At 69.8% G+C, this 16,538-nt stretch carries 10 protein-coding genes; 6 read left to right on the forward strand and 4 right to left on the reverse strand.

Annotated features, from left to right (window positions below):
• Positions 1-71: 71 nt before the first annotated feature.
• Positions 72-1,028: a hypothetical protein gene (locus K6142_RS12850; protein WP_190246059.1), complete on the reverse strand. Its 957-nt coding sequence runs from the start codon at positions 1,026-1,028 to the stop codon at positions 72-74.
• 268 nt (positions 1,029-1,296) lie between these two features.
• On the opposite strand from K6142_RS12850, the gene ybgF reads away from it, so the two are divergent.
• The 6 genes from ybgF (at position 1,297) to K6142_RS12880 (ending at position 7,836) form a co-directional block, all read left to right on the forward strand.
• Positions 1,297-2,166, forward strand: a complete 870-nt coding sequence (ybgF, locus tag K6142_RS12855; protein ID WP_190246058.1) for a tol-pal system protein YbgF — start codon at positions 1,297-1,299, stop codon at positions 2,164-2,166.
• 92 nt (positions 2,167-2,258) lie between these two features.
• Complete coding sequence (gene dprA / locus K6142_RS12860; protein WP_223380872.1) at positions 2,259-3,884, forward strand: DNA-processing protein DprA; 1,626 nt, start codon at positions 2,259-2,261, stop codon at positions 3,882-3,884.
• 54 nt (positions 3,885-3,938) lie between these two features.
• Positions 3,939-4,433: a hypothetical protein gene (locus K6142_RS12865; RefSeq protein ID WP_190245566.1), complete on the forward strand. Its 495-nt coding sequence runs from the start codon at positions 3,939-3,941 to the stop codon at positions 4,431-4,433.
• The gene (locus K6142_RS12870; protein WP_012611918.1) at positions 4,430-5,269 is read left to right on the forward strand and encodes an HDOD domain-containing protein; all 840 of its coding nucleotides are present in this window, start codon (positions 4,430-4,432) and stop codon (positions 5,267-5,269) included. The genes K6142_RS12865 and K6142_RS12870 overlap by 4 nt, the downstream gene beginning before the upstream one ends.
• A 160-nt stretch (positions 5,270-5,429) precedes the next feature.
• On the forward strand, positions 5,430-6,491 hold the full coding sequence (locus tag K6142_RS12875) for a diguanylate cyclase (protein WP_190245573.1): 1,062 nt from the start codon (positions 5,430-5,432) through the stop codon (positions 6,489-6,491).
• A gap of 235 nt (positions 6,492-6,726) precedes the next feature.
• The gene (locus tag K6142_RS12880) at positions 6,727-7,836 is read left to right on the forward strand and encodes a tyrosine recombinase XerC (RefSeq protein ID WP_190245574.1); all 1,110 of its coding nucleotides are present in this window, start codon (positions 6,727-6,729) and stop codon (positions 7,834-7,836) included.
• A 312-nt stretch (positions 7,837-8,148) separates the two neighbouring features.
• Here K6142_RS12880 and K6142_RS12885 read toward each other — a convergent pair whose 3' ends face one another.
• From K6142_RS12885 to K6142_RS12895, 3 genes are all read right to left on the reverse strand, one after another.
• The gene (locus K6142_RS12885; protein ID WP_190245567.1) at positions 8,149-9,270 is read right to left on the reverse strand and encodes an NAD(P)H-dependent flavin oxidoreductase; all 1,122 of its coding nucleotides are present in this window, start codon (positions 9,268-9,270) and stop codon (positions 8,149-8,151) included.
• 337 nt (positions 9,271-9,607) lie between these two features.
• Positions 9,608-12,916 carry a PD-(D/E)XK nuclease family protein gene (locus K6142_RS12890; protein ID WP_190245568.1) on the reverse strand — a complete coding sequence of 1,103 codons (3,309 nt, stop codon included), beginning with the start codon at positions 12,914-12,916 and terminating at the stop codon, positions 9,608-9,610.
• Positions 12,913-16,431, reverse strand: coding sequence for a UvrD-helicase domain-containing protein (locus K6142_RS12895; protein WP_190245569.1), 3,519 nt, complete (start codon positions 16,429-16,431; stop codon positions 12,913-12,915). Before K6142_RS12895 ends, K6142_RS12890 begins: the two co-directional genes overlap by 4 nt.
• Positions 16,432-16,538: the final 107 nt, after the last annotated feature.

The following is a 16,538-nucleotide window of genomic DNA, read 5'->3' on the forward strand; positions in this document are numbered from 1 at the left end:
GCCATGAATGCAGAACGCCCCCGTCCGGCAGCACCGGGCGGGGGCGTTTTCTCGTGGATTCGGGAAATGCGCTACATGGGCGCGTGCAGCCGCACCACATGGGCCAGGGTGCTGGCCTCGCAGCCGCAGGCCACCATCAGCAGCACCAGCGCGGTCACGATGCCCACCTTGTGGCGCAGCGGCGTGGCGGAACGGATCACCGTGCCCCACAGGCCGCAGGCGGCCAGCGGCAGCACCAGCGTGCCGACCAGGGGCAGCAGCGGGGGCAGGACGGTAAGGTCCGGGCTGGTCAGCGTGGCGGCGCGGTACAGCACGTACACCCCCACCGGCAGGGCGCACAGGGTGCCGCCCAGGGCCCAGCGGGCGCATACGCCCAAGGCGTAGTTGTAATAGTCGCGGCCAAAGTCGTCCTTGTCGCGGCGGGTCAGCAGCCAGGCCAGGCACAGCGCACCGGCGGCACCCGCGGCCACGAAGACCGACTGGCCCAGCACCGGCCACAGCAGCGAGTCTGCGGGCGCGGCGATGAGGGCGCGCATGGTGTTCATGGCGGAAGCGCTGGAAGGCAGGGGATGCCCCGGCAGCAGCAGGGCGCGGGCAAGGCCGAAACCGCATGCCGTGGCCTCGATGCCGCCGATGCCGGCGGCAAGGCCCACGAAGCGGTGCATGGCAGAACCCTTGATGTACTTCCAGCCCAGCAGGTACAGGGCGGCACAGGCCCCGCCCCCCGCCAGCAGCGCAGGCAGGGCCAGCAACGGTATGCGGAACGGACCTTCCATCAGGTCGGGCTGCATCTGGGCCATGCGCAGGGTCACCACGCCGCTTACGGCCACCAGCACGGCGGCGGTCAGGGCGGCCAGCAGGGCGCCCTGGCGCGCCAGTTTGTCGGGGAACGAGGACCGCTGGGTCACGGCCAGACGTTGGGCGGACAGGCACAGGAACGGCAGGCCCGTCACGGCCAGCAGCAGGCAGGCCAGAATGCCGCCCGGCAATGCCAGCGACCAGACGGCGGCATCGGGAAACAGGATCATTCGGTAAAGCTCCGTTGGGGTGATGCGGCGGCGCGCAAGGGCGTTGTCGCACCGGTCTTGTGCCCCAAAACCGCTTGGGGCGCAAGGGCGCGGGCCGGGCGGCAACCGCCGGTGGCGGCGCGGGACGGGGCGATGGCGCTGATGCGGGCGATACCGCCCGCTGCCCGTCCGGAGCGCGGCGTTGCGTGGATTTCCTTGAAAAAATGGCGGCCATCGCCTATGGAGGGTACAGTTCCGTCAACGTACACGGCCAGTTCGGAGATTCCTCATGCAGCATCGGCGGCTTCGCGCATCGGCGGCATTGCTTGTTCCGGCCCTTCTTCTCGCCACGGTCCTCTGTTCCGGCTGCGCCGGACAGGGCACAGGACAGGGCGCGGCGCAGGGCAGCACCGAATGGCGGCTGCGCATGCTGGAGGAAAAGTACCTTTCCTACGAAGAGGCCCGCAAGGTCCGCGACGGCTCGGTGGACGAGCGGTTGCGCGCGCTGGAGGAAAAGCAGGCCGCACTGTCCGCCCGCGTGGACGGCGACCGCGAATCCGATGGCCGCAGGCTCGACGCGCTGGAAGGCGCACTTGCGGGCAAGACGAGCGGGCAACCTGCCGTGGCTTCGCCCCCGGTTGCATCTGGTGTTGCGTCGGGCGATGCTTCGGCGGTACCGGCAGTCGATGCCGACGACCTGGGCGCGGGCGGGCGCCGCATCCAGCCGGAACCCGCCAAGTCCGCCTCCAGGGCCGTGCAAAAGCCGGAGCCCAAGCCTGCAAAGGGCGTCTCGGACAAGGCCGCCTACGAATCCGCCCTGAACCTGCTGCAACGCGGCAAGACCGACGAGGCCCGCGTGCGTTTTGACGGTTTTCTGGGCGATTACCCCAACAGCGCGCTGGTGCCCAACGCCCTGTACTGGAAGGGCGAGGCCCTGTACGCCCAGCGCCGCTACGCCGACGCCATCGTGGCCTTCAAGGAGGTCACCGCGCGCTTCCCCAAGCATCACAAGGCGGCGGATTCGCTGCTCAAGATCGCGCTGGCCTACAAGCAGCTGGGAGATGACGAGAACGTGCGCTTCCACCTGAAGGCGCTGCGCGAAGACCACCCCGATTCCCCGGCCGCCAAGCTGGCCCGGCAGCGCTTTCCCAACGGGTAAGCCGCCCGCGCCCTGCCATGGCTTCCCAGCCGCCCGCCCCCATACGCCCGGATAGCGCGTTTTTGCGTGCCATGCCATCCGGCCCCGGCAGATTGCCCGCTTTTGTCGATCTGGACGAGGCGGGCCGCGCCGAATTGTGGGCCGCGCTGGCCTTGCGCCACAGCCCCGGCATCGGGCCGCGCACGGTGCGTCGCCTGCTGGCCGGGCTGGGGTCGGCGCTGGCCGCCGTGCAGGCTGCGGACCGGGGCGGGCACGACTGGACGCTGGCGGGGGTGCGACCGCACATGGCCGCGCCGGTGGCGCGCGGCGTGTGGCGCGACACGGCCCGGCAGGAATGGGACGCGGTGCGCGCCTGCCGCTGCTCCATCCTGCTGTGGACCGACCCGCGCTACCCGGCACGCCTGCGCGAAGTTTTCGACGCACCTGCCGTGCTGTACTGCCGGGGCGACGCATCGCTGCTGGCCAACCACGCCGTGGCGGTGGTGGGTTCGCGCCTGTCCTCGCGGGCCGGGCGCGGGGTGGCCGCCGACATCGCCTACAGCCTTTCGGCGGCGGGCGTCACCGTGGTTTCCGGTCTTGCGCGCGGCATCGACCGCGAGGCCCACGTGGCCGCGCTGGAAGAGGTGGGCTCCACCATCGGCGTGCTGGGCACGGGCATCGACGTGGTCTACCCGCCGGAGCACGCGGAACTGTTCGAACGCATGGAAGCCACGGGGCTGCTGGTGTCGGAATACGCCCCCGGCACGCTGCCCCTGCCCGCGCACTTTCCCGTGCGCAACCGGATCATCAGCGGATTTTCGGTGGGGGTGCTGGTGGTGGAGGCGGCAGCCCGCAGCGGCAGCCTGATCACCGCGCGCCTGGCCCTGGAGCAGGGCCGCGAGGTGTACGCCGTGCCCGGACCGGCCACGGCCCAGTACACCTGCGGCTGCCGGGGGCTCATCGAGCAGGGGGCACGGCCCGTGGCCACGGCGGAAGACATGCTGGCGGACCTGGCCCCGGTGCTGGGCATGGAACTGGCCGCGCTGGCCGCGCCGTGTCCGCCTCCCGGTTGGGGAGGTTGGGGAGGTTGGGGCGGTCGGGACGACGCTCCGCTGGACGAGGTGTTTTCGCAGGACTTTTCGCCCAATCCGGTGTCTCCGGTGTCTCCGGGTGCCCCGAACGCCGCTACGGACAGAAATGCGGCAACAGGGGCACTCCCCGACAGCATCAGGCCCATTCCGTATGATGCCGCCAGCCAGCCACTTAAGCTTTCCGGCGGAACAGCCGTAGTACCTGACGGACAGGCCATGCAGCCATCAACGGAACCCGTTGCCGTGCATCCTCCGGTGCCCGGTCCGGCTGGCCTTGCAGGGGGGCGGGGAGTATCCGCCGACCCGGCGCCGACATCCCGGGCTTCCGCGCACGCAGCGGCGGCCCCACCGGCAACGCTGCCCGCTTCACCTGGCCTGTCCGGGGCCCATCCGGCACCGCGCCAGTCGCGCATCCGCAAGTCGGCACCCCCCGCACCGTGCCCGTCCTGTGGCAGCGGCGGCACCGGTACCGGCGGTGGTCCGGATGACGCCATCCTGGCCTTCCTGCACGGTCGCCCCGGCGCCCACGTGGACGACATCTGCCGCGCGTTGTCCATGGGGGCGGCGGACGTCAGCTGCCGACTGGTGTTGCTGGAGGTAAAGGGCGGGGTTCGCCGGTTGCCCGGCATGCGCTACGAGCGTATGTAGGGAAACGCGCCAACACGGATCGAAACGGCGGGCATGCGCCTGCCGGGGAAGGATATGCAGAAGATACCGCTAGACCTCGCCGCGCCCGGCATGAAGCTGGCCAAGCCCGTCACCAAGTCCGACGGGCTGGTGCTGGTGGGCACGGGCGTTGAACTGACCACCACCATCATCTCGCGCTTCCGCGCCAGCGGGGTGCAGTCGCTTACCGTGCAGGGCCGCCCCGTGGACCTTGGCGACGACGGCGGCAGCGACCTAGAGCGCATCGCCGGGCGGCTGGACCACCTGTTCCGCAAGCACGGGCAGGACCGGTTCATGGTCACCCTGCGCAACATGCTGCGCCGCTTCTTTGCCGAGCGCATCGCCGCCGCCAAGGCGGCGGAAGAGGCCGAAGCCGCCGCACTGGCCGCCGCGGCAGAGGCCGCGCGCGAAGAGGCGGAAGCCCTGGCCGCGCAGAACCGCATCCCGCTTGTTGATGACGAGCCGGAAGGCGTGCCCGCCCGGCCCGAAGTGGGCAACGGCAACGGCGCGCCACGGGAGACCGGACGATGAGCGAAGACCTGCGCACCATTTACAAGGGCCGCCTGCTGGCGGTGAAGGACCTGCCCACGCTTCCCACGGCGTTGCAGGAAGTCTCGCGCCTGCTGGAGTTGCCCAATACCACCACCGACCAGGTGGCCAAGGTCATTTCCTTCGACCAGGTGCTGGCGGCCAAGGTGCTGAAGATGGTCAACTCGCCCATCTACGGCTTTCCGGGGCGCATAGGCACGGTAAAGCACGCCCTGGTGCTGCTGGGGTTCAACGTCATCCGGGGGCTGATCATCTCCACCTCGGTCTATGACGACATGAACCGCGCCATGCGCGGCCTGTGGGACCACAGCGTGGGCTGCTCGCTGGCCTGCGGCGAACTGGCCCGCGCGCTGGGCATGAAGGACCCGGAGGAGTACGCCGTGGCCGGGCTGCTGCACGACCTGGGCAAGGTGGTGTCGGCCCTGCAACTGCCCGAGGCCAAGGCCAGGGTGGACGCGGTGGTGCAGGACCAGGACCTGCCGTACATCGACGCGGAAACGCAGGTGCTCGGCTTCGGGCATGACCGCATCAACGCCTGGCTGGCCGAACACTGGAACCTGCCCCCGGCCATCCGCGAGGGCATGGCCTTCCACCACAAGCCCATGAGCGCGCGCATCTACCCGCAGATGGCCTGCGTGGTGCATGTGGGCAACTTCATGGCCCGGCTGTTCGAGTACGGATCCGGCGGGGACGACAACGTGCCGCAACTTTCGCCGCACGCGCTGAAGCTGCTGGGCATGAACCAGAACGCGCTGGAAGGTCTGCTGGACACCCTGTGCGAGAAATTCGCCGATGCCGGGGAACTGGGCTTTGCATGATTCCTGACGCTGCCGTGTCGCCATCTCAGCCGTCTGCCCCGTCGCCGTTTCTGGTGCCGTGCCAGACGCTGCCCGCATGCCCGATTCCGGTCTGCGCGTCATGGTGCGCGTCATGGCACACGTCATGGCTCGCGGCGTGGCTCGCGGCGTGGAGCGCGTCATGAGTACGCGCCCCTTGGGGTTCGGCGACGCAGCAGCGGCAAGCGTGCCGCGCTGCTGGCTGGTCACGGCGGACGGTGGCCTGGCCGCCACCGTGCGCGCCTTGTGGGCGGCGGGCGGCGGCCCGGAGGGACAGTGCGCGGCGTCGTCCCGGCCCATGGACTGGCGGGTGTTCGACAACGGGCGGGCCGTGCTGGAACAGTTTTTTCTCGATCCGCCGGACCTGCTGCTGGTTTCCGCCGCGCTTCCGGACATGTCCGGCGTGTCGCTGATCCAGTTGGTGAAGGGCGAGAACGTGTATCGCCAGGTGGCCACGCTGCTGGCCCTGAGCGCACCGGAAATGGCCGGGGTGGACTGGCAGGGCGTGGAAGCCGACGATTTCATGGTGCTGCCCTCCGTGCCGGTCTCGGCAGAGGGTGCAGGCTGCGCGCCCCTGCCGCCCCCGCTGACCACGGAACTCACGGCGCGCATCGAACTGGCCCTCACCCGCGCGGGCCGTGCCCTGGACGCCAGTCCGCTGACCAAGCTGCCGGGCAACACCTCGATCATCAAGTTCATCCAGGGGCTCATCGACCGGCGCATGGATTTCGCGCTGGCCTACGCGGACCTCGACAATTTCAAGGCCTTCAACGACAAGTACGGCTTTTCGCGTGGCGACGAAGTGCTCATGCTCACCGCGCGGCTGCTGGCCACCACGGCGCGCGAGGTGCGCGGCCAGCCCGCCTTCGTGGGGCATGTGGGCGGCGACGACTTTGTCTTCGTGACGCCCGTGGACGAGGCGGAAGACGCCTGCCGCCGCGTGGTGGGAGCCTTCGACGCCATCGTGCCCGGCTTCTACGACGCGGACGACCGCGAGCGCGGGGCCATCGTGGCCCATGACCGGCAGGGGCAGGTGCGCACCTTTCCGCTGATGGCCGTTTCCATCGCCGTGGTGTGCAACCGGCCCGGCGACGGGTTTTCGCTGGCCCACTACGGCGAGGCCTCGTACCGGGCAAGCCAGGTCAAGAAGCTGGCCAAGGACAGGACGGGCAGCTGCTATGTCTTCGACCGGCGACAGGCGTGACCGGAGCGGTCGTGGCGCATCCGGCGTATCCGGCGTATCCGGCGCGGGCGGCGCGGGGGGCGGCGGGGCGGATGCCCCGGCTGGCCGTGCCGTGCCGGCGGCGCATCGCACGCTGACTGCTCCCGCGCGCGGTTCCGGACCCACGAAATCTTTCTCCCCGTCCACCGCCGTTCCGCCCGGCGCCGATCCGCCGGGTGATACCCTGCTTCCCCCCGCCCGCGCGGAACTGCTGGAGATGTTCCTGGCCCACCTGGGCATGGAAAAGGGATATGCCGATGCCACGGTGACCGCCTACGGCACGGACATGGACCAGTTCGCGGCGTTTCTGAAGGACGCTGCCGACGGCCCGGCCATTCCCGGCAGGCCGTCCTTGCCGAATCCCGCGCCGTCCTTCGTCACGCTGTCCCTGGATACCCCGGAACACATCACCAAGCGCCACGTGCAGCGATTCCTGGCCGAGTTGCACCGCCAGCGCATCGCCAAGTCCAGCGTGGCCCGCAAGCTGTCGGCACTGCGGGCGTTCTTTCGCTTTCTGTTGCGGCTGCGCCGGGTCACGGCAGACCCCACGGCGGGCGTGCACAATCCCAAGCAGGATCAGCGCCACCCCCATGCCCTGAACGTGGACCAGGCCTTCGCCCTGCTGGACGAACGGCGGCAGCGCAAGGCGCTGGCCACTGCGCATGCCACGGCCCACGCCGGACACGGCGCGGATTCCGGCCCCGCCGATGCGGTTCTGCTGGCGCGCGACCTGGCACTGGCAGAACTGCTGTACGGCTCCGGCCTGCGCGTGTCCGAGGCGCTGGAACTGAACGTGCTGGACGCGGACCCGGCGTCGGGCGTGGTGCGGGTGATGGGCAAGGGCGGTCGCGAGCGCATGAGCCCGCTCAGCGACACGGCCCGTGATGCGTTGTCTGCCTGGCTGGCCGTGCGCCATCAGGTGGACGAGGGCCGGGGCGAACCCGCCCTGTTCCTGGGCGCGCGGGGCGGACGCCTGAACCGGCGGCAGGCCGCGCGGATCATCGAGACCCTGTGCCTGCGGGCCGGGTTGCCTCAGGCCATCTCCCCGCACGGACTGCGCCATTCCTTCGCAACCCACCTGCTGGAGGCCGGGGCCGACCTGCGCAGCGTGCAGGAACTGCTGGGCCACGCCCGGCTTTCCACCACCCAGCGGTACACCCACCTGACTCTTTCGCGCCTTGTGGACGTATACGACCGGGCACACCCCCGTTCCGATCTTGCGTCACCGTCGGGCAAGACGCCGCAACCAAAGCCCGCCGCAACGCCGGAAAAACCGGCCCGCGCCGCCACGCCCCGCAAGGGCGGCAAGCCCACGCCCAAGCGGTAGCATTTGCCCCCTCAACAAAAGAAACGGGCCGGAACCCCAGAGGGTTCCGGCCCGGTACATTTTGCGAAGCGGTTGGAAGTCGTTCGACTGAGCGGGGCTTTCTTCCTTATATCCCGCGACGGTCCTCCGTCGCGGGGGGCAGTGCGGAGAGGATGCAAGGAATTACGAGTTTTGTCCGCCGGGCAAGGCGGCGTAGCGTTTTTGAGCGGAGCGTACTTTTGTACGTGAGCATCAAAAGCGATACGCCAACGCAGCCCGGCGGCAAAAGACGGATTCCGCCCGCAGCGTGTCCGCGCCGGGACGAACGCAACGCTACGCGCGCAACATGCCGAAGCGCTTGGAGATAGCCTCCTCGAACTCCTGCTGGAGCGAGGAAACCAGATCGTGCACCGACTGGATGCGATCCACCCGGAACACATTGGCGCCCGAGAAGGCAAACCCCTTCTCCAGGTTCCCCTTCATGGCGTTGATCAGCGCGGCGGCGATGCAATACGGGGTCTGCTCCTGCTCGCAGGTGCTGATGCACTTGAACACGCACTTGAAGGGCTTTTTCGCGCCTTCGCGCATGGAATCGATGAACGAGTTGCCGATGGCGCGGCCCGGCATGCCCACGGGGCTCTTGATGATGGTCACGTCCTGCTCGGTGGCGTCCACGTAGGCCTGCTTGAAGCGGTCGTCGGCATCGCATTCGTGGGTGGCCACGAAGCGGGTGCCCATCTGCACCCCGGCGGCGCCCAGTTCCATGAACCGGGTGATGTCCTCGCCGGTGTACACGCCGCCAGCGGCAATGACCGGAATGCGGCAGCCCTTCTGGTCCTCGAAGGGTTTCACCGCTTCCACCACCTGCGGAATGACCGCTTCCAGCGAATGGTTGGGGTCGTCGATCTCTTCGGCCTTGAAGCCGAGGTGCCCGCCAGCCTTGGGGCCTTCCACCACGAAGGCGTCGGGCACGTAGTCGAAGCGGGTGATCCACTTCTTGGCGATGACCGAGGCCGCCCGGGCGGACGACACGATGGGCACGAGCTTGGTGCGGAATTCTTCCTTCTTCTGGTCGCAGGCCTCGCGCAGGTGCCGGGGCAGGTCCAGCGGCAGGCCCGCGCCGGAGAAGATGATGTCGGCCCTCTCCTCGATGGAGGTACGCACCATTTCGCCAAAGGTGGTCAGGGCCACCATGATGTTCACGCCCACGATGCCCTGTGTCATTTCGCGGGCCTTTTGCAGCTCGCGGCGCAGGGCGCGGACGTTGGCTTCGATGGGGTTCTTGGCAACGTCGGGCTCTTTCATCCCGATCATGGCGGCGGCGATGACGCCGATGCCGCCTTCGTTGGCCACGGCGGACGCCAGGCGCGACAGCGAGATGCCGACGCCCATGCCGCCTTGCACGATGGGTATGCGGGCGACCAGGTCGCCAATGTTCAGGGTCGGAAAAGGCATGATTCAGTCCTCCGGTGCGGTGCGTGCGTGCCGGTGAGGGCACGCGGAATGGGACCGGGCCCGCGCGCATGCCTGGCATGCTCGTGGGCGCTCCGGTGTGCCGCCATGCGCGGGCGGCGCGCGGAAGACACGCGATACGGCGGAATGCCGGATCGTGGGTCTCCGTGGACTGCATCGGAATCTTTCGGGCAGCAAACGCTGGGTGGCGTCGTGCGGTACGGTGGCGGCGGTGCGGTTTCTCCCGCGCAGTCCCCACTGCGCGGGCGCATGCGCCGCCGGGCCGTGGCCGGGCGGACGCCGCGCTGGCGGCGCGGAAGGGCCGATGCGGCCCATTCCCTCAGGCGCGCATTTTACACAGTTTCGTGCAAGAGCACCAGTCGCAATGTTTGCCGTCGCGTGGCAGCAGCAACGGCGCTTCGGCCATGTGCCGCAACAGGAAGGAGAGCAGGGCGGGAATGCGGGTGGTGATGGCCGCATCGCGGGTTTCGTCGTCCGTGCCGTCGCCGAACAGGGGCAGTTCCTGCCCGGCGTCGCGCAGGATGACCCAGGCGGCGTCGTGCACGTCGCGCCCGGAATGCTGTCCGTACATGTGGACGTAGGCGGGCAACTGCACGCCGTGCAGGGCACCGGCCACGTCGGCCAGCAGGTCGGGGTCGCGGTCCGGGGTCCACACCTCGATGCGTTCCCACAGCGCGTCGTCGGACCACGCGGAGGGCTTCCATTCCACCTTGCCGGTCTTGTAGTCCAGGATCACCGCGCCCTGGCCGTCTTCGAAGTCGCGCAGGTCCACCCGGTCCACCCGGCCATGCAGGCGGCGCACCCGGCGGCCCGCGCTGCCCGGCACGTCGATGGTGGCCTCCACCGGCTCTTCCAGATCCAGCACGGTGAACCGGTCCGGCTGGCGGGACAGGTAGCGGCCAAGGCGTTCCGGTCCGGCCACCTCCAACATCAGCAGGGCGTCGGGCGGCAACTGGGCGGAAAGGCCCGAGGTGCCCAGCCGTTGCAGGAACAGGCGGGCAAGCTGCTCGGCGGAAAGTTCGTCGCGGCGCACCTCGCGTCCCTTGTGGGGCAGGTGAAAGTCCAGCAGCACCTTGTGCAGCAGGTCGCCCACGGCAATGGGGTCGTCGCCTTCGTTCACCTCGTCCGGCGGGGCCAGCCCGGCCAGCCGTTCGTGAAAGAAGCGCACCGGGCAGGTCAGCCATGCGTCGAGGGTAGAGGGCGACACGGGCGCGTCCAGCAGCCGTTCCAGTGCATCGTTGATGGCGGTGGTGCGTTCGATGGGGCGCGGCGCGGAGCGGAACGGACGCACCGTGCACGCGGCGGCATGCAGCGGGGGCTGCCCGGGTGAGAGCAGGCCGCCGCGCGCCCGTTCCTCGCGCCACAGCAGTTCTTCGACAAAGCGGCTGCGGATCTTCTTTTCGTCCAGCAGGCCGCTGCGGTCCACGCCGGTCTGGTAGCACAGCACGGCCTGTTCCGCACCGGCCAGCAGGCGGTGGAAGTTGTGCGCGGCCACCCGCTCGCGGCGGCGCGAATCGGGCAGCCCGGCCATGGCGCGCAGGCTGTCGGGCAACAGCGGGTCGTGCCCAGGCGCGCCGGGCAGGCGGTCTTCCGTGGCGTCCAGCACGATGACCCGGCGGAAGCGCAGCAGGCGCGTTTCCAGCATGCCCAGTACCTGCAACCCGGCCAGGGGCGTGGCCTCGAAGGGCACGCGTTCCTCGCGCAGGGTTTCGCGCAGGATGGTGTGCAGCACTTCGCGCGGGAAGGGCGTGTCCGCCAGTTCGCAGTCGCGCAGGGCGGGGATGACCCGCTGCATGAGCCGGAACAGGCATTCCGCGTCGATGGGAAAGCGTTCCCACAGGGTGCCGCCGTGGGCCAGCAGCAGGTCGCACAGCGCGCCCACCACATCGGCCACGCGGGCCGGGGTGTCCGCCGCTTCCCAGCGGGTCAGGCACAGCTCCAGCACGCGGTGCAGCAGGGCCGCCGCCGGGCCGTGTTCGCCGCCGGGGGCCTTCCGGGCCACCTCGCGGGCCAGAGCGCGCGGGTCCACGTAGCTGGCCCCGCCGCGCACCACGTTTTCCATGAGGTGGAACAGGTCGCGCAGGGGGCGTTCGCCGTCCAGTTCCAGCATCTTCAGGTACGGGTGGCGGATGCATTCGATGACCGTGCGCCAGTGGTAGCACATGGTGGACGGCGCGGCGTCCGATCCGCCCGGGGCCGCGAACGTGCCGCCCGGTCCGGCTTCCGGCCCTTGCTCCGGCAGCGCCAGCGAGGCGGCGGGCCGGGCGGTCTCTTGCAGGCGCATCAGGGTTTCCACCAGTCGCACCAGCGTGGAGCGCACCAGCGGATAGCCCATGGAGATGTTCACGTCCTTGTCCGGCAGGTGGTGCAGCACGGGCATGAGCAGCCCGGTGTCCGGCAGCACCACCGCCGTGCCCGCCAGTTCGTCGGCGTCAGGGGCAGTCAGGGCGGTCGGGGCGGGGGGGATGGAACTTTCGGTGCTTTCGATTGCTGGCGTTAGACTCGATTCCTTCAAATTGCCGGACGGGGTCGTGTTGGCCGACGGGGCGTCGGGCGCATCGCCGCTATCGGCGCGCAGTTCCCGTTCCATGACCAGCAATTGCGAATGCAGGTCGTAGCCTTCATGAAAGGTGATCGACGGGGTGTGTCCGGACGGCGGGCAGGCCAGCGCTGCCCCGGCGCGCCACGAGGTCAGCCAGCGCACGTGGTCCTCGCAGGTCCAGTGCACCGGGCGACCGCCCAGTTCCGCCACGGACGCGTCGGTGTGCAGGCACACCGTGGCCCCTTCGTGCCGCCACAGGTGCAGGAACAGCGCTTCTTCCGTGCCGGTGAGGGTGGAAAACCCGGCCACGAACAGCCGCTTGCCCGCCAGCAGCGGGGGCAGGGTGAAGCCGTCGGGGCGTTCGGTGGCGCGGCCCGTTTCGTCGGGGCCGGGCAGCAGGCGCACGGAGCGGAAGGCGTCGAAGCCCGGCGTGGTCCAGCCGCGTTCCGTCAGCGCAGCCGCGTACGCCTCGTGGATGCGGCCCAGCGCGCCCAGCAGGGCGGCGGCAAAGGGGGCCACCTGGCCTTCCATGTACTGGTAGTCTTCGGGCACGCGGTTCTGGACGAAGAACTCCTCCATCAGCGCGGCAAGGCGTACGCCCCAGGGAAAGAACCGCCGCTGGTCCGTGGCGGCGAGGTGTTCGTACAATTCGTCGCCGGGCCGGGCCAGGTCGCGCACGCAGTCCATGAGCAGGCCCACCCGGTCCAGCAGGGGAATGGGGCGGGCCGGGCGCGCGGTGGGGTCTTCCGCGTGGGCGCGCAGCAGGGTGAACATCTGGCGCACCGTGAACACGCGGGGCAGCAGACAGGGCCGGACGATGTCCGGGGCGCGGCGGATGCGGTCCACAAGGTAGCGTCCGGGACGACCATGCGGAAAGACGAACACGGCGTCGCCGGGACGGCCGCCCGTGGCTTCGATGAGCGTGGCGGTAAGCCCGGCCAGGAAGTCCGTGTCCCACGGAAAGATCAGGAATGGGCGCGGGCCCCTGCCTGCATGGGGAGCATGCGCGGCGCGCCGCGCGGCAGGGCGTTTGGGCCGGGCCGGGGACGGCGCGCCGGGCATGAGGATGTCGTCTGGACCGGTCACGGGCGGTGTCCTTCGTTGGCATCGTTCTGGGGGGCGTCGTTCTGCGGGGCAGCGTCGGTGGTGCGCAGGGCCACGGGCCGCACGGTGCGCCCGTCAAGGTACACCAGCACGCCGCGCACCCCGGCGGCACCGCGCCCGGTGGCCTCGGCCAGCAGGCCCAGGTAGCGGCGCACCTGCGCCACATGGTCGTCGGATGGACGGCCCGTCTTCCATTCCACCACGGTGCAGGTTTCTCCGTCGTCCACCATGAGGTCGGTGCGGTGGATGCTGCCCTGCGCGTCCATGATGGACTGCTCCGGCACTCCGTGAGTGAACCAGTGCGCGGCCTGCGGCAGCGCCGCCAGCCACGCCAGCATGGCGGTGAGCTCGTTGGCCGTGGCCTCCGGGTCCGGCACCGGCAGGGGGAAGGCGCGCATGCCGTGGGCCACGGCGCGGGCGGCGTCCTGGTCCGGGGTGCCGGTAAGGCGCAGTTGCTCCAGGCAGGCATGCACCAGCATGCCGCGCCGCCGCTCGGTGAAGGTGAATTCCTCCAACTGGTTGCGGAAGATTTTCAGGCGCGGCAGCCACTGCATGGGCCGCCACGGGGCGGCGGTGGATGGTTGGTCCGGTGTGTGTCCTGCCGCGTGCCCCGGTAGCGGGCCTGGCGCCGGGGCTGGCGCTGGGGTTGGCGCCGGAGAAGGTAACGGAGCGGGCACGGCCTGCGGAGCATCGGGCGGCGCGGCCTGCGCCGCCGCTTCGTCCCGTGGAGCTTGCCGCGTGTCCTCGGTATTCGAACCGGCGTGCGCGTCCGTTGCCCGCGCCGGGGGCACCACCCCGGTCACGTATTCCTGCCCGGTGTCGATGTCGCATCCGGTCAGCAGGGCGCGCACCCCGGCCAGCAGGGACGAATTCCGCTCAGCGAACGGGGTGGAGGTGACGTAGGCGTGCAGTTCGTCCACGGGCCGCGTCCAGCCCACGTAGAGCAGGTGCAGTTTTTCGGCGGCGGCAGCCGCCTGCGCGTGGTGGTAGCGGTCGCCCATTTCCGGGCACAGCGGTGCCAGCAGCGGCTGGCCGTCCAGTTCCGCCACCACCAGCGGCGGGTCGGTGCGGTCGGGCTGGTGGTGGAAGGGAATCACCACCACCGGGAATTCCAGCCCCTTGGACTTGTGCATGGTCATCACCCGCACGGCGTCCATGGCCTCGGGCATGGGCACCTTTTCCTCGCCGCCGCTTTCGACCCAGAATTCCAGAAAGGTGGCCAGCGAGGTGAGCCCGCGCGACTCCGCGTTGTGCACCACTTCCAGAAAGCGGCGCACGTAGCCGATGTCCTCCGGATGGCGCTGCGCCACGCGGAAGCGTTCGAAGATTTCGCGCACGGTGTCGTAGGGGCCCATCAGCCCGGCGCGGGCGTAGAACGGGGCCAGCCATGTTTCCCACGCCACGGGGAAGGTGGCGCGAAAATCGGCCAGCAGCCCCCTGCCGCCGCGCGGGTCGTCGGCGGGGCGGGCGCAGCGGTCGGCCAGCCAGTCGCGCAGCGCACGGTCGGAAAGGCCGCTGACCCCGCCGAACAACTCACAGCCGGTCAGCACCTCCCACAGGGCCAGCGCGTTGGGCGGGTAGTCCAGAAAGGCCAGCAGGGCCACGGTCTGGGTGACGAGGGGATGGTCGGCCAGCCGCAGGCTGTTCTCGGTCACCACCGGCACGCCCCAGTCCATGAGCCACGATGCCACCTGCGCGGATTCGTCGTTCTTGCGCACCAGCACGGCCACGTCGCGCCACGGGCGGCGGGTGGCCAGGTCGTCCAGGAACAGCGCGCGCAACTGCTGGCGCACCTTGTCGCGCAGGTCGCCGTTGTCCTCGCCGTGCACGGGCACGATGCGCACCAGCCCGCCCTGGGCAGAATCCCTGTCCGGCACCTCCTGCGCCGCCCCGGCAAAGGCCCGCGCCACCGATGCGGCGGCCTCGTCCAGCACGTGGTCGGGCGTCTTGTCGCCCAGCATGGCCGACAGCACCCCCCGCGCGCGCAGCGGGTTGTCCAGTTGCGCGAACACGGTGTTGTTGTGCCGCACGATGGCCGCGCGGCTGCGCCAGTTGCGGGGCAGGGTTTCACGCTGCGGGTCGGGAACGATGGCGGTGAGCGCCGGGGATTCCAGAATGTCGTCGAACAGGGCGGAATCGCCGCCGCGCCAGCCGTAGATGGCCTGCTTCACGTCGCCCACCCAGGTCAGCCCGCCGCCGCGCGACAGGCATTCCACGGCCAGTGGCTCGATGGCGGCCCACTGGTCGCGGCTGGTGTCCTGGAATTCGTCGATGAGGACGTGCGCAAGCCGCGTGCCCATGCGGCAGAAGGCTTCGGACACGCCGAACTCGCCGTTCAGCACGTCGCGGGCGTGCAGGGGAATGAGCGGCTGGGGCAGCTTGCCTTCGCGCCGCTGGAAGTCGGGCAGGTGCGCGGCCATGGCGCGGGCCAGACCGGCCAGCGGGGCCACCTGCAAGGCGCGCTGGATGAGCCGCCCGCGCACCGCAAAGTCGTTGCAGGCGTCGCGCCAGGCATCGAAGGCCGCGCGCGCGTCGTCGCTGCCCTTGCCTTTGGACGCCTTGAGCAGGCAGTCGTCCAGCCCGCCCTTTTCCAGATAGGCGGACTTGGATAGCGGGGAAAAGGCGCTGTTCTCCGCGCATTTGTCCAGAAACTTGTGCAGGTTGGCGGCGGCGGAAAGCTGTTCTTCGACCAGGATGCGTGACAGGGTGGCCGTGGCATCCTGCATGTCGGCATGAATGGCGACCAGTTTGGCGGCCAGGGCGTCGGTATCCACATCGGGCAGGCCGCCGCGTGGCGCATCCGCATCGAACGGGTCGGGTCCGCCATTGAAGGGGGCTGGGCCAGCATTGAAGATGTCTGGACGGGACATGCCGCCTTCCGCCAGATGCAGTTGCAGCAGTTGCGAAAGGCGCACCCGCAGCCCGGCCCCCACGGTGAAGCCCTTGAGATCGGTGTGGAACAGCAACAGGCGGCAGGCATCGCGCACGTCATCCCGCAATTGGACATCGCCCCGGCGGGCGCGGTCCAGGATCAGGTCGTACAGCGGCTCGAAATACTCGTCGGGCGAAAAGGACGGCTCGAAGTCCGGCGGCAGGGACAGCTCCAGCGCGGCCAGCCGCACCAGCATGGTCAGCAGGCTGTCGATGGTGCGGATGTTCAGCGCGCCGTAGCGCCGCAGGATGATGTCCACCCAGCGGGCCGCGCGGGCCGGGGGCCACGCCCCGTCGCCACCGTCTTTCCGGGCTTGGGCGGGATCGGCAAGGGCATGCTCCTTGAGCAGCCGGATGACCCGCTCCTTCATTTCCGACGCGGCCTTGTTGGTGAAGGTCACCGCCAGGATGTCCGGCCAGCAGTGCCCGCCTTCCACGGCCAGGGCGCAGGCCCGTCCGTCCTCGTCGCGCGCGCCCGCCAGCAACGACAGGAAACGCCGGGTCAGGGTGTAGGTCTTTCCCGATCCGGCGGAGGCCTTGATCTGCGTCAGTGTTGGCGTGGGCATGGGTGAGATTCTTGACTATTGGGAATTGGCGATTTGGAAAAGGCAGGCAAGGTTATTGTGTATGGGCGCGACACCGTTTCCGGACGGGGGGGGCGTCGTCTGGCAAG

The sequence above is a fragment of the Nitratidesulfovibrio sp. SRB-5 genome (assembly GCF_019931275.1).
Taxonomy (GTDB): Bacteria; Desulfobacterota; Desulfovibrionia; order Desulfovibrionales; family Desulfovibrionaceae; genus Cupidesulfovibrio.